At 48.4% G+C, this 11,182-nt stretch carries 17 protein-coding genes; 4 read left to right on the top strand and 13 right to left on the bottom strand.

What is annotated here, in order from left to right; all coding sequences use genetic code 11:
* The first annotated feature begins 2 nt into the window (after nucleotides 1-2).
* From JWJ90_RS13235 to JWJ90_RS13220, 4 genes are all read left to right on the top strand, one after another.
* Entirely contained in the window at nucleotides 3-746 is a 744-nt protein-coding gene (locus JWJ90_RS13235; protein ID WP_205227707.1) for a hypothetical protein, read from the top strand.
* Between the two features lie 574 nt (nucleotides 747-1,320).
* Nucleotides 1,321-3,396, top strand: coding sequence for an AAA family ATPase (locus JWJ90_RS13230; protein ID WP_205227706.1), 2,076 nt, complete (start codon nucleotides 1,321-1,323; stop codon nucleotides 3,394-3,396).
* On the top strand, nucleotides 3,397-3,849 hold the full coding sequence (locus tag JWJ90_RS13225; protein WP_205227705.1) for a hypothetical protein: 453 nt from the start codon (nucleotides 3,397-3,399) through the stop codon (nucleotides 3,847-3,849).
* Nucleotides 3,850-3,853: 4 nt separating this feature from the next.
* Nucleotides 3,854-4,498 carry a hypothetical protein gene (locus tag JWJ90_RS13220; RefSeq protein WP_205227704.1) on the top strand — a complete coding sequence of 215 codons (645 nt, stop codon included), beginning with the start codon at nucleotides 3,854-3,856 and terminating at the stop codon, nucleotides 4,496-4,498.
* A gap of 461 nt (nucleotides 4,499-4,959) precedes the next feature.
* Here JWJ90_RS13220 and JWJ90_RS13215 read toward each other — a convergent pair whose 3' ends face one another.
* From JWJ90_RS13215 to JWJ90_RS13165, 13 genes are all read right to left on the bottom strand, one after another.
* A complete protein-coding gene (locus JWJ90_RS13215; RefSeq protein ID WP_205227703.1) occupies nucleotides 4,960-5,217 on the bottom strand; it encodes a hypothetical protein in 258 nt (85 codons plus the stop codon).
* 7 nt (nucleotides 5,218-5,224) lie between these two features.
* The gene (locus JWJ90_RS23240; protein WP_240194921.1) at nucleotides 5,225-7,516 is read right to left on the bottom strand and encodes a DUF3560 domain-containing protein; all 2,292 of its coding nucleotides are present in this window, start codon (nucleotides 7,514-7,516) and stop codon (nucleotides 5,225-5,227) included.
* Nucleotides 7,517-7,573: 57 nt separating this feature from the next.
* Complete coding sequence (locus JWJ90_RS13200; RefSeq protein WP_205227702.1) at nucleotides 7,574-7,765, bottom strand: hypothetical protein; 192 nt, start codon at nucleotides 7,763-7,765, stop codon at nucleotides 7,574-7,576.
* A 292-nt stretch (nucleotides 7,766-8,057) separates the two neighbouring features.
* On the bottom strand, nucleotides 8,058-8,297 hold the full coding sequence (locus JWJ90_RS13195; RefSeq protein WP_205227701.1) for a hypothetical protein: 240 nt from the start codon (nucleotides 8,295-8,297) through the stop codon (nucleotides 8,058-8,060).
* Nucleotides 8,278-8,544 carry a hypothetical protein gene (locus JWJ90_RS13190; RefSeq protein WP_205227700.1) on the bottom strand — a complete coding sequence of 89 codons (267 nt, stop codon included), beginning with the start codon at nucleotides 8,542-8,544 and terminating at the stop codon, nucleotides 8,278-8,280. The genes JWJ90_RS13195 and JWJ90_RS13190 overlap by 20 nt, the downstream gene beginning before the upstream one ends.
* A gap of 41 nt (nucleotides 8,545-8,585) precedes the next feature.
* Nucleotides 8,586-8,720 carry a hypothetical protein gene (locus JWJ90_RS23605; RefSeq protein WP_275889113.1) on the bottom strand — a complete coding sequence of 45 codons (135 nt, stop codon included), beginning with the start codon at nucleotides 8,718-8,720 and terminating at the stop codon, nucleotides 8,586-8,588.
* Nucleotides 8,701-8,931 (bottom strand): hypothetical protein, encoded by a 231-nt coding sequence (locus tag JWJ90_RS13185; RefSeq protein WP_205227699.1) that lies wholly within the window; start codon nucleotides 8,929-8,931, stop codon nucleotides 8,701-8,703. The genes JWJ90_RS23605 and JWJ90_RS13185 overlap by 20 nt, the downstream gene beginning before the upstream one ends.
* Nucleotides 8,932-8,970: 39 nt before the next feature.
* Nucleotides 8,971-9,132, bottom strand: coding sequence for a hypothetical protein (locus JWJ90_RS13180; protein ID WP_205227698.1), 162 nt, complete (start codon nucleotides 9,130-9,132; stop codon nucleotides 8,971-8,973).
* 16 nt (nucleotides 9,133-9,148) lie between these two features.
* Nucleotides 9,149-9,277: a hypothetical protein gene (locus JWJ90_RS23600; RefSeq protein ID WP_275889112.1), complete on the bottom strand. Its 129-nt coding sequence runs from the start codon at nucleotides 9,275-9,277 to the stop codon at nucleotides 9,149-9,151.
* A 25-nt stretch (nucleotides 9,278-9,302) separates the two neighbouring features.
* Entirely contained in the window at nucleotides 9,303-9,437 is a 135-nt protein-coding gene (locus tag JWJ90_RS23960) for a hypothetical protein (protein ID WP_420828916.1), read from the bottom strand.
* Entirely contained in the window at nucleotides 9,434-9,574 is a 141-nt protein-coding gene (locus JWJ90_RS13175) for a hypothetical protein (RefSeq protein WP_205227697.1), read from the bottom strand. Before JWJ90_RS13175 ends, JWJ90_RS23960 begins: the two co-directional genes overlap by 4 nt.
* A gap of 50 nt (nucleotides 9,575-9,624) precedes the next feature.
* Nucleotides 9,625-10,263: a hypothetical protein gene (locus JWJ90_RS13170; protein WP_205227696.1), complete on the bottom strand. Its 639-nt coding sequence runs from the start codon at nucleotides 10,261-10,263 to the stop codon at nucleotides 9,625-9,627.
* Between the two features lie 32 nt (nucleotides 10,264-10,295).
* Nucleotides 10,296-10,856 (bottom strand): hypothetical protein, encoded by a 561-nt coding sequence (locus tag JWJ90_RS13165; RefSeq protein ID WP_205227695.1) that lies wholly within the window; start codon nucleotides 10,854-10,856, stop codon nucleotides 10,296-10,298.
* Between the last annotated feature and the right edge of the window lie 326 nt (nucleotides 10,857-11,182).

Below are 11,182 nucleotides of genomic sequence, written 5' to 3'. Positions count from 1 at the left end.
ACATGATTGACCTCAGCTCTAAAAAAATGCTCTCGCCCAAGCTTAACGCCGTGCTCGATGCGGCGCTTGAGCGAGAGCGCGACCAGCAGCCGAAACGTGAATACCTTGGCGGTTCCGAGATTGGCCACGAATGTGAGCGCCAGTTGCAGTTCTCGTTTTTCAACGTGGAAAGAGACGTTGATAAGTATCTCGTTGGTCGAAAGTTACGAATTTTCGAGCGTGGCCACTGGGCAGAAGCGGCAATGATTCGCTGGATGCGTCTTAGTGGAGTGGAGATCCTGACGGAGGATAAAGACGGGGAGCAGTTTGGTTTTAGTGAGGCTGGAGGGCTCTTTAAAGGACATTGCGACGGAATTATCGTTGGTGGACCCTCTGTTTTTGGCCCATTCCCCCGGTTATGGGAAAATAAGGGGCTCAAGGCTGCCAAGTGGCGTTCTTTTGAAAAGCACGGTCTACGCCATTTTTCTGGCACCTACTGGGGGCAGGTCCAGGTGTACCAGGACCGCTTCGACCTGCGCGATAATCCGGCACTGTTCTCGGCTGTAAACATGGACACCATGGAGATCCACTGGGAAGCCGTACCTTTCAACCCTATGGCTTGCGAAGCGTTGAGCGTCAAAGCTGCGCGAATCCTGCGTAGTTGCCTAGCAGGCGAACTGCTACCGAGAATCAGCCAAGACCCCACCTTTTATCAATGTAAGTTTTGCGACTGGTGCGAGCACTGCCACCAGATGGAAATTAAATAATATGTTGAAGATAATAGGTCGAAAAAAAAGGGCTTTGTTTTACTGGTTAGTCCAGAAGACCGGGACCAAGCACGCCAGGCGCCTCCCTTCATGGTTACTGGTGATCAAAATCATACTCTTCCCTTTGAGCGCACTTTTTTGGTGGGTGAATTCCCGAGAAGGGTACGACTTTCTGACTGACACCTGGCGCATACATGGACTTTTGTTTAGCGGGAGAGTTCTGTATCACACTTTCCAACCGGGAACGATTGTAAGGGTTGTCAGTATTGATGAACACGGGGTTGTCATCATGGAACGATTAAGGGAGCGCGAGATTGAGCGGCCTAATGGGCAGTAAGCGCATGCCGTCTGGTTATATGAGGGGTGTTGAGCAACGAGCGGAATGGCTAGAGGATAAGCCAAAATCCAAATCAAAGAAGAAGGTTCACGCGGCCTCTCTGACTGCACAATTCAACCTCTTTGGCGGCAAACCGCTTCGATTCACCCTTTGTAAACGCAGAATCAATCACCGGGTCTTAATTTCGAGCAATCCTGAAAACGTCACCTGTAAACGCTGCCTGAAAAAAATCACCACATGATAGACCTCGGCCTAGCCCCGTTACAAGAAACAAAGCGATACCGTGCGCCGGAGGTTTCAGATGATCCAGTCGAGGCGTTTCGCGAAACCCTATCAACCTATGGCCTTCAGCCGGAAGTCATTGACCCCACCGGAGCTCTCATTCGCTTCGATGTTGATCGAAAAGGGGACAAGGCCGGGTGGTACGTCTTTTTCGGTGACAGTATTGCCAGTGGCACGTTTGGCAACTGGAAGACCTGTTTAAAAGAGAACTGGTGCAGCAAAAAGCCTCATGAACTGAACGATGAGGAATCTCGGCAACATAACGAACGGGTCAAAAAGGCCAACGAGCTGAGGGCTGCCCAGAAGAAGCTTGATCAATCCAGGGCCAAGCGGGTTGCACAGCGAATGTGGGCAATGGCCGAGGATGCGGTTTCTCACCCTTACCTGGAGTTAAAGGGCGTTCCCTCGCACTTCTTGCGTCAGTATAAACGCCAGTTGCTTATTCCGCTGCTGAATACTCAGGGCGAGATAGTAAACTTGCAGCGTGTTTTCCCAAAAAAGAATCAGGATGGAAAAAACAAGTTCTTCCTCAAAGGCGGGGAAGTAATTGAAGGGTCATTCGTTATCGAAGGTGACCCTTCTTTGCCTGTCCGGATCTGTGAGGGGTACGCCACAGGGGCAACCGTACACGCCGCCACCGGCTCTACTGTGGTAGTTGCGTTCAACACTACCAACCTGCCGGCTGTGGCCACCTCAGTGCGCAGGAACAACCCTGATGCGCAACTGATCATCTGCGCAGATAACGATCAGTTTACGATCGGTAATCCCGGTATCACGGCAGCAAACAAAACCGCAGAACAGGTTGGAGCAAAGGTTGTCTGGCCCGAGTTCGACGACATCGAGAACTTGGACGAGCTGCGGCCAACGGATTTCAATGACCTGGCGTCGATCAAGGGGATGGACTTTACCCAACAGGTGCTTCTTGCGGCCGCTCCCCCAAAAGGAAAAATGCCCCCGCTAACTCCCAGGAGTTCAAGAGTTTTCGGGCGGTTGATCAAGCAACCCGACCCTATGGAGTTCTTGTTTCGCTTCAACGATCAGGGATTCATCCCCAAGGGGGTAGTTGGCGTCATTACCGCCACCGGTAGCACCGGTAAAACTTTCCTTCTGCTTTCCCTCGCCATGGCTGCAGCCAGCGGTGGCAACATTGGGCCGATCAATGTGCCCAGGTCGTTGGAGACCTTGGTGATCGTCGGTGAAGATCCCCAGGATGAGCTTGACCGACGCCTCTGGAAGATCGGTAAAGGGCAGTTCCCTGAATCACTTTACGCTGCCAGTGTCTATGGCGAAGTTGGTCCTTTTATGAGGTTGGAAGGTGGCCAGCCGGTTAGGGCGGATGGTTGGTACTGGCTCGACGAGACGTTGAGTAATCACCCGGGGCTTGAGCTTCTAATTTTCGACCCGATGAGCCGTTTCTACGGACTTGACGAGAACTCAAACGATCATGCCACCCAGTGGATTCAATGTCTGGAGGCCCTGGCAAAGAAACACTCGGTCACCATCCTTTTCAGTCATCACACCGGCAAGCAGAATGCCGATAAAATCGGCCAACAGATGGCTCGTGGTGCCTCCGCCATTGTTGATGGCTGCCGCTGGCAAGCGGGTATGACCAGGATGGACCAAAAAACTGCCACCAGGCTCGGGATAGAAAGAGCCCGTGACTATGTGGTTCTCGATGTTCCCAAATCAAACTATGCACCGGATCTCCCCAATTGTCTGTACTTCAAGCGCGGAGCCGGTGGTGTTCTGGAATACGAAGAGCCAGGTTTGCAACTCCTTAAAGATATGAGTGCCAAACTGGCCGAACTTATCCAACTCGATGTTGAAGCGTACACCAGGAACGAACTGGTGAACGAGAAGAAAGGGTTGGAAATAACACGCGACATGAAAGAGGCCTTCCCTGCGTTTAAGCGGGGTGTAGATATGCCGAGGTGCGTTGACCACCTGCTGAACACTCGCAAGGCTTCCATTGATTCCGTTGGTTCCGGCCGTTCCGCACGGGAGGTAATCAACGTCTTAGGAGATGAATAATTGACTTCAAAAGACCTGCAACAAACCTTTTATCGTTTTTTCAATCAACGATACGAGATGGTGTTGCCAAACGTGTATATGGGCAATTCCGGTAATGAGATGGACCTGGCTGCCCTGCGCAAAAGCGGATTGCTTGAAGAGGTTGAGATCAAAATCAGTAAGTCTGATTTTATAGCCGACTTCAAAAAGACCAATCCACGAGGACAGTCTAAACACGAGCTGATCCAGTCGGGCAAGCTCGCTTGTAATTATTTTTCCTTTCTGATTCCAGAAGTTCTTGCAAGTTCCTGCGATGTTCCGGAGTACGCCGGCCTCTATATATGCAAGGAATGGAGAGGTCGATTGATTGTAATTGAACGACAAAAGCCAAAGATCCTCCATAAGCGGAAGATCGAAACCGAAGTAAAATATCAACTCGCCCGGAAGATGGTTTTTCGGTGGTGGAGCAATTGAAGATATGACAAAACCAACAGCAAAAGAATTGGCGGGTGGCCATTGGGGCTACACCGAAAAAGTTATAAAGGGAATGCTTGATCTTACCGGCACTCTATTTCAAGAGGCCATGATTCATGGCATCAAACACGGGCAAGCTTGCGACTGCCAGGATGACGACCCGTATTACTCTGAAGCGCAAGCCATTGTGCCTGTCGATCAGAAAAAAATCGGCATGTATAAAAAATACGTGGTCACGCGAGTAGACGGTCAATCCGCACCAGGAAAGAAACACCATGATTGTGATTTTTTCGTGCTGGATCTCACTCACGACATCCACGCCATTCCGGCGATTAGGGCCTACGCGGAGTCTTGCAAAGATGAATACCCGGAGTTGGCCAACGACTTGACATCGTTTGCTGACGGTTCTAACGGTTCCATGGCTTCCGAGTATTCTATGGCTCACCAGCTCAAAGAGGCCTTCCTCAACCATCAGTTAGTGGAATCAACAAAGCACGGCAAAGGGTGTTTAACCATTTACAAGAGCACAGAAGGTTACGAAGTGTACTTTGGCCTCTTCTCCCGTGTTTACTCCCTAGACGGTCAAGGTGTAGCCGATCCCGAAGACTGGATCGTGCCGGTGGTCGAGGCTGCGCCAGAGAGTGAGTGATGGTTATATGCAAACTGTTTATACATGATTACGACCTCAACGAAACTCGATTGCTTTTCTCTGGTCCGTGTAGTGAAGCAAAGAAAGGACTCGATAAATTGCGAAACAGTAAACTGCACCCTTTTATATTAGGCCCACAACCCGAAAAGTTTGAAATTTACAATGGAAAGCTTGGAAAATTCATCGAGTGCAACTCGTTGGAACGGTGGCGAGACGGAGCAAGAGGGTACTTTTGCCTTGGTGTTCTCTGCGGCCTGGAAGAAGGCACTTTGACCGATCCGTGGTGGTGGGACGTTATAGCCGAGTATCACACGGCGTAAAGCCTAGACCGCTAACAGGTATTCCTGAAACAGCAAACCTGCCCTCCTATTCTGGGAAGGCAGGTTTGCTGGATAATAAACTATGGTTACGGGGACCGTTAAACAGCTCCTCAAGTTTCGCTTTTATCTCGTGGTGGTCTTTCATGGTCGGTTCCCCCGGTTCTGATTATTCCATGGCCAGAACTCAATTTTTTGTATTTTTCCAGCCTTGAGCAGAGTAAAAAAATCGTCTTGCTCAAGCGCTTGCACCTCTGCCAAGGCCTGTTCGATTATTTTGATTGTCTCAGCCTTGGCCCGATTAAATACTGCTGTTTGATCCTGGTCGCTCCGCTCGTGTGCTCGTGGGTAAAAATATTCGAGCACACGGCGAGCGGCGTTTTCTTTCTGGTATCGGTCCACGGTTCTGTCACTTCTCGATGACAAGCAAAGCAGAGTTGACCATGGTTCCAGCCTGCGCAAACGTGCCAGCCGGGAGCGGTTCCCAGAGTTCCGTCAGCGGTTTAAGCTGGAGCTGTTGCCGTGGACCATTGGCGCAAATGGCCACCAGACGCCCACCAGGCTTGAGCATAGTCAAGGCGTGCTTTATGTGTTGAATATCTGCCCCTTTTTCAAAGGGCGGATTCATAAGAATACGGTCAAAGGTTCCGATCTCTGGTTGCTCTTTTGAGCATTCGAGAAAATTGGCCTGGTGTATGTGTAGGCCAGACACCCCTAGCCGGGGCAGAATCGAGAAAGCGAGTTCTTGGTTTAGCTCCACCGCCACCTTGTCGGGTGCGTTTCCTATGGCCTTCAATATGTTGCCGGTCCCCGCCGATGGTTCGAGCACCCTGTGGCCTGGTTCGATCTCCGCCAATTCCACCATGCGTGCGGCGAGATCGGGCGGAGTAGGGAACAACTGGGGAGCAGTCACCACCTGAACGCCTGCTTTTAACTGTGTGCGCATCTGGTCAAACTTTGTGCCTCTGTCCTCTGGAGGAGGCGGGTCGGTGACAGGCCCACCGTTTGACTCCATGACGGTGCATGCTTGCTCCTGGTTAATCACTTCCACCGGTTCCGGCTGTTCCTGTTCCTCGAATTTATCCGCGCTCAAGATTGCCGCCATACTGTAGGAACCGTGGGGTTTAAACTGTTCCACTCCATTGTAAACAGTGAGCCTGTGCCGTTTTCCCTCGGTGGTAGTGATGGTTTTTTCTGTGCGGCTGGCAATAGTGCTGCGGTGAATGCATTCATGGTCACAAATCGAGCGAGTGTAATATGTTTTTCCCACCTCAAAGCGGACGGGCTCAAGTTCCTTTGGTTCTGGCTCTTCCGGCTGGTTCTGCTCTTGCCATTTCTCATAAAGATTGCAAAGTTCCGCCTCGTGCTTTTTAAGCTCTTCCGGGTGTTCCGAAAAGTATTTGATAAGGGCCTGGTCCCTGTTGGTCGCAAGTTGAGCCGGTGAAAAATCACCATGTTCTGCAAGGGTAGTTTCGTCGATCATCAAGCTTTTGGCCTGTATTCTCTGCTCTGCTACTTCTGGCGGTTCCGGCTGTTCTGTCTTGGGCGGTCTGGTCTCTTTCTGGTCAGTCAAGAAAACGACGCAAAAGGAACGGCTGTAATTTTTTCCACGGATATAGGCAACCCTTACCCGGTGCGTTCCGTCTATTTTCCTTGTGCCTTTGTCGTCTTTGTAGAGTTTGGCGTATTCAGCCTTGGTCATTTCCGCTTGCTGATAGTGGATAAACTCGCCCTTGTAATACTGATTTTCAATTTCCAGGCCTTCCGGCGTGCGATAGTTGCAAAGGGGCAATTGTTTAGGCCTCGCCTTTTTTGCGATAAGATCAAGCTTGCCTTGTTCGCCCAACATTGCCTTTTCATACACCAGGCGATTGTCATAGTGGTTGATCCACCGTTGACACCAAGCAATAGTGCGCGGATAGGTTGCTTTTGCCACCTCTACAACCTCCTCAACCGTTCGCGGTGCGTACAGGTGAGGGAAATCATTAGTCAAGACATTGTAAGCCGTGGGACTCTGGTCAAAATCTTCCCGGTCCCCGGCCTTCCTTGGCATGTGTAGCCAGCAAAAACCGGCAATGGTCACCGCTTTTTCGTGGGTAAGGTCTGGGGCTGACCAGAGTTTTAACCACGTTTCCGCCTCTGCAATGTTGCGTTCTTGTTTCCGCTTATCCGCCTCGATTCTCTTAATTCTGCGAGCGCGAACGTCCGGACGTTCTTTGTATTTTGCATGAGCGAGCGCACCGGCTGCCCGGCGTTGCCAATATCCCGAGGTTTCCCAGAGAGAAACGGCTCTGCGCATTCCGTTTTCAATCTTCTGTTGGTCTCGTCTCGCTCGTTTTTCGCTATGGTGGCCAACAAGGATAGGCTGACCAAGCGGAATCTGGTCACAAATGAATTGCACAGCGTTAGCGGCTTGATCAGCTTCCTTTGCTCGTTTATCGCTGTAATCGTTAAACCGTTCCGCCCGCTCCTCTGTACGATCAATCAAGCTTGTATCTTCGTCGTCTATTTCATCCACCAAGGACAAAAGAAAATCCTCCCTTCCTGGCGTCCACATGGGAGCAACAAAGAGCTCTTGTTTAGGTGCCCACTTAAACCCGTGCGCTTTTGCCTTGGCGTATGTTTCCGAGTCAAGGCGGGTGGCTGAATAGAGGCGCAATTTGTTATCATCGGGCGAATAGGTGGCTGTCATGTTTTCCATTTTGTTTCTCCGTTGGGAAATATGAGGTTAAAAAAATATATGATTCTGGCGGTTCCGTTAGTTCCGGTGAAAACGTTTCAACGTTCGATAAAGGCCTAAGACCGTCTTGTCTCCGCACTCTGTTTCAATGCGGCCATTGCTCTTAATTTTGAGACTTGGCCGCAACAGGGTGAACAGTTCAAGCGCTTTCTGTGCTTCCTGTTCTGTTGCGCCTTGATCGGTCATATCTTTGAGGGTTTGCGGTTCCATAGTCAGTTCTCCTTGTTCTGTGCATTCTGAGTTGTTTGTGGCGTTTATCCCCAGTTTCTTTGCGATATGCCAGCAATCAGGACAGCGGCAAAGAAAAGCAGGTATATCTTCACCGTGCTTTTGTTCAGCTTCCCGGTGCATTCTCTCTTGGTGGTCTATCGATTTTTGAAATTGTTGTATTGAATTGACGCCTATTTCTGTCAAATGCTTCTGTTCCGTTTTGGTCAGTACCTTTCTGGCTAATTTTGTGCGCAACATTAGTTATCTCTAGGTTCTATCGGTTCTGTGCGTTCTATGCGTGCAACAGGTTTTCAACGTCAGCTTGCAATTTCTTGTCATGCACTGGGGCAAAGTCGTCTTGCATGCGCTTGATTGAGGCAGTCAAAAGTACCTTCGCCAAAGCAAACTGGTCCGGATCAAACTTGCCAACGTCGATCATTCCAGACCGGGCGAGTTTTTGGGCTTCGATCTTTAAAGAGGAACAAAAGAAGTTTGCTAGCTCATTAATCTTTTCATCTGTTTTCTGGTCCATGGTGCTGTCTCCCGTCATTGTCGATTACCAAGTCGTTTTTAATCAGGCGCAATTGGTTAAAAATATCCAGGTTACTGTCAATAAATTCAGTGATTTTTGAATATTTACCGTTGTTCGTTTCCCTGCAAAGCCGGTGTGAAGTTTTCAACAGCAAATCCCCATACATTTTTTCCACATGACGCCTTGCGTCCGCGTGTGAGGTGTGTATTTTGCCGTCGAAAGTCCTATAGGCCTCTATGCGTTCCATGGTTTCTCCTCCTGTGGTTCTAGTGGTTCCGTGCGTTCCGCTTACCGGGCAGACGCCAACATACAGGCGGTCTCTCGCTCCTGAATTGCCAAGCGTTTACGCTGGCGACGAATGCGTGCCGGTTTGCTTCTGTCTTTGGTGAAAGTTTCCTGCTTTTCAATTTTCTTTTTCTTCATGTTTCCCTTTTGGTAAATGATTGACAAATAAAACAGTCTGTTCGGTCTCTTGACGTTCTGCCAACATATTCAACACGCCTTCAAGCGCTCTATCTTGACAAGGCAATGAAAAATCATTCCGTTTCATGCTGTGCAAAAGGCTATCAAGTAGTTTTATTTGCTCCTGGAGTAATCCCGTATCAACGTTTTCAATCAAAATTGTCTGTTGCATTGTAAAATATCCCGGTTCTATTGGTTCTTAATGTTCCTATTAACGTTCATGCCATGCCTTGCAGGCTCGACTAGATAAGTAATAGTGCGCGTATGGATCTGACAAACGATATTCTGCCAGCATTTCACGCGCTTCTTTTCTGGTGGTAAATTCATCTACTGTTTCAAGATAGCCGTTTCCTTTTCGCTGAATATAAACCATTATTACATTCTCCTTTTTACAGCCGGGAAATGATTAGGTAATAGTGACGGCCATCGAACATGCGAACGACAAAAAAGCCTTGCTCCCTCAATTTTTCCGCTATATTATCGGCGTTAGTTTTTGTTGCAATTTTGAGTTGTTTCACTGGTTGTTCTCCTGTTCTAGTGGTTCTATACGTTCCCGTTTATACTGTAGCTTTTAACCCGTTCGATATCTGCAATAGTTCGTTCAATGCTGTAAGTCTGGAACACAATTCCACCAGCAAAAGACTTGCAATTGTATTTGCGTCCCCCTATTTTGTTCATAAGCTTTGCTGTTCTGGCGTACAGGCCTGGCGTACCGTCGCCTTTCCACTTTTCAGTGCGCATTGCAGGAAGTGGACAACAAAGCGGGAATTACCGTTGATATTGTGTTTAATGCGGCTAAAATCAGATTGTTTCATTTTTAGCACCTTTAATGTTTTATTTTTGGGAAACGGATTGATAAAAAATTTTAGTAAATTTCACCGTTTTCCGTGAACTTGTATTCATTTGCAATCAACGACTCTTTTATTTGTTCGTCACTGGTTAAGTAATCGTGTTCTTTTTCTAATTTGCTATAAATCCAGTCGGCAAAATTGCGCATGCATTGGATGAAATCGTCTTCCCCTGCCACTTGCCTGTAGCTGTCCTCTGCATGCTCAACGTCCACCTGCATACATCCTGAATGCATATAGTGGCCACTTTGTTTTGTTCGGCAGTGTACCTGATAAAAATTCCGTCGTTGTAACTCCTGCAAGCTTGCCACTATTTGGTGCAATTCTTTGTCCTGTGGCCATTCCTTTTTAATGTTTTTTAACGCGCCTTCCTTGTAACTGTACCTCCCTTCAAAGCACGCTCCGTCACCTTGCGAGGCAAAACCGGAAAAGTAAATTGTAGGATCGTAACGAAAATCGCCATTTATGAGATTTTTTCTTGTCTGGCGGATATCGAGCCCGAACAGTTCCGCCACTTCTGCAAACTGCTCGAATGAGCAATCCCACCAATCATGATCCGTGTTTATATCGTGGTATTCCTCTATTGCGTGTTGTTTCGCTTCGTCGCTTAACTCTTCAAAAGAATACAGATTAATTGTAAGTGTGATTTGTTCCATCTTGTTTTCTCCTGTGGTTTATTTTTGGGAAATTACCCGACTAAAACAAAGCGTTTGCGTCGACCATGAAGAGCAGTTCCGCAACAGTCGCAAGTCTTGCGGGAAAACTCGTCTGATTCCTCGCCAGACCAGCAAAGACCAGTTCCGAGACGTTCAAGGCCTTCTGTTATTTCCTTGTAACGCTGATCCGCTTCCTGTTCGCTGTAATGATAGTCGAGGCCGGTATAATCGGCGTTTACGGCGGCTTGCGTGCAGTCCTCGCATAGCCACAAGTCTTGATCGATTACTTTGTAAAACGGAACGCATGTGAAACCACAGGCGCAGGCAATGACCTTTTCCCTCATGTTGCTATATTCTCTTGCATCCCGCGGGAGTCGAAAAAATACTTGCCCTTCACTGTTCCGCCAAAAATCGCCCTTGTTTTCCTGTTCCATGTAATAACTAATCAATTCCGCTTCGTATGCTCTGCATTCATCGACTAGACCGTCTATATCGTTTTCCATGTACTCGATATGTTCAGTCCTTAATGCTTGGCCGATTTTCCAGTTATGCCGGTACTTGTCACAAATATAGGTACAATAGCTCTGTTCCATTGTTTCATTCTCCGAACGTTATAGTTGATTTTTGGGGGAGCAGTTTTCTGTCGTACTCAGGACGGGCGTTTATCTCTTTCTCGTGCGAATCATACTTATGCGCTGCATTTCATCGAGTTGTTTTTTGTCTATATTGGAAGCTTCACCGGCTTGTTGGACGAAGCCGCTGCGCGGCAGAATAAAAACCAGTGTATACTCGGTGTAAGAGTTTAATTTTCAAACACTTACAGCAAGGAGTATACTATGAACAAGGCCGAAATTAAACGATTCGAGTCCCTCTATGAGCGCCACCTGCAAAAGCTTGCGCTACAAGGGAAAAGCGCCAA

The organism is Desulfobulbus rhabdoformis (assembly GCF_016919065.1).
GTDB lineage: Bacteria > Desulfobacterota > Desulfobulbia > Desulfobulbales > Desulfobulbaceae > Desulfobulbus > Desulfobulbus rhabdoformis.
Note: the sequence above shows the minus strand (reverse complement) of the source record. Positions and strands in the feature narration are given on the sequence as shown.

Bases quoted from the DNA above. Each gene is read 5' to 3' on its own strand.
- JWJ90_RS13235 (WP_205227707.1), top strand. From the start codon at position 3: ATGATTGACCTCAGCTCTAAAAAAATGCTCTCGCCCAAGCTTAACGCC.
- JWJ90_RS13230 (WP_205227706.1), top strand. From the start codon at position 1,321: ATGATAGACCTCGGCCTAGCCCCGTTACAAGAAACAAAGCGATACCGT.
- JWJ90_RS13220 (WP_205227704.1), top strand. From the start codon at position 3,854: ATGACAAAACCAACAGCAAAAGAATTGGCGGGTGGCCATTGGGGCTAC.
- JWJ90_RS23240 (WP_240194921.1), bottom strand. From the start codon at position 7,516: ATGGAAAACATGACAGCCACCTATTCGCCCGATGATAACAAATTGCGC.
- JWJ90_RS13200 (WP_205227702.1), bottom strand. From the start codon at position 7,765: ATGGAACCGCAAACCCTCAAAGATATGACCGATCAAGGCGCAACAGAA.
- JWJ90_RS13195 (WP_205227701.1), bottom strand. From the start codon at position 8,297: ATGGACCAGAAAACAGATGAAAAGATTAATGAGCTAGCAAACTTCTTT.
- JWJ90_RS13190 (WP_205227700.1), bottom strand. From the start codon at position 8,544: ATGGAACGCATAGAGGCCTATAGGACTTTCGACGGCAAAATACACACC.
- JWJ90_RS23605 (WP_275889113.1), bottom strand. From the start codon at position 8,720: ATGAAGAAAAAGAAAATTGAAAAGCAGGAAACTTTCACCAAAGACAGA.
- JWJ90_RS13185 (WP_205227699.1), bottom strand. From the start codon at position 8,931: ATGCAACAGACAATTTTGATTGAAAACGTTGATACGGGATTACTCCAG.
- JWJ90_RS13180 (WP_205227698.1), bottom strand. From the start codon at position 9,132: ATGGTTTATATTCAGCGAAAAGGAAACGGCTATCTTGAAACAGTAGAT.
- JWJ90_RS23960 (WP_420828916.1), bottom strand. From the start codon at position 9,437: ATGAACAAAATAGGGGGACGCAAATACAATTGCAAGTCTTTTGCTGGT.
- JWJ90_RS13175 (WP_205227697.1), bottom strand. From the start codon at position 9,574: ATGAAACAATCTGATTTTAGCCGCATTAAACACAATATCAACGGTAAT.
- JWJ90_RS13170 (WP_205227696.1), bottom strand. From the start codon at position 10,263: ATGGAACAAATCACACTTACAATTAATCTGTATTCTTTTGAAGAGTTA.
- JWJ90_RS13165 (WP_205227695.1), bottom strand. From the start codon at position 10,856: ATGGAACAGAGCTATTGTACCTATATTTGTGACAAGTACCGGCATAAC.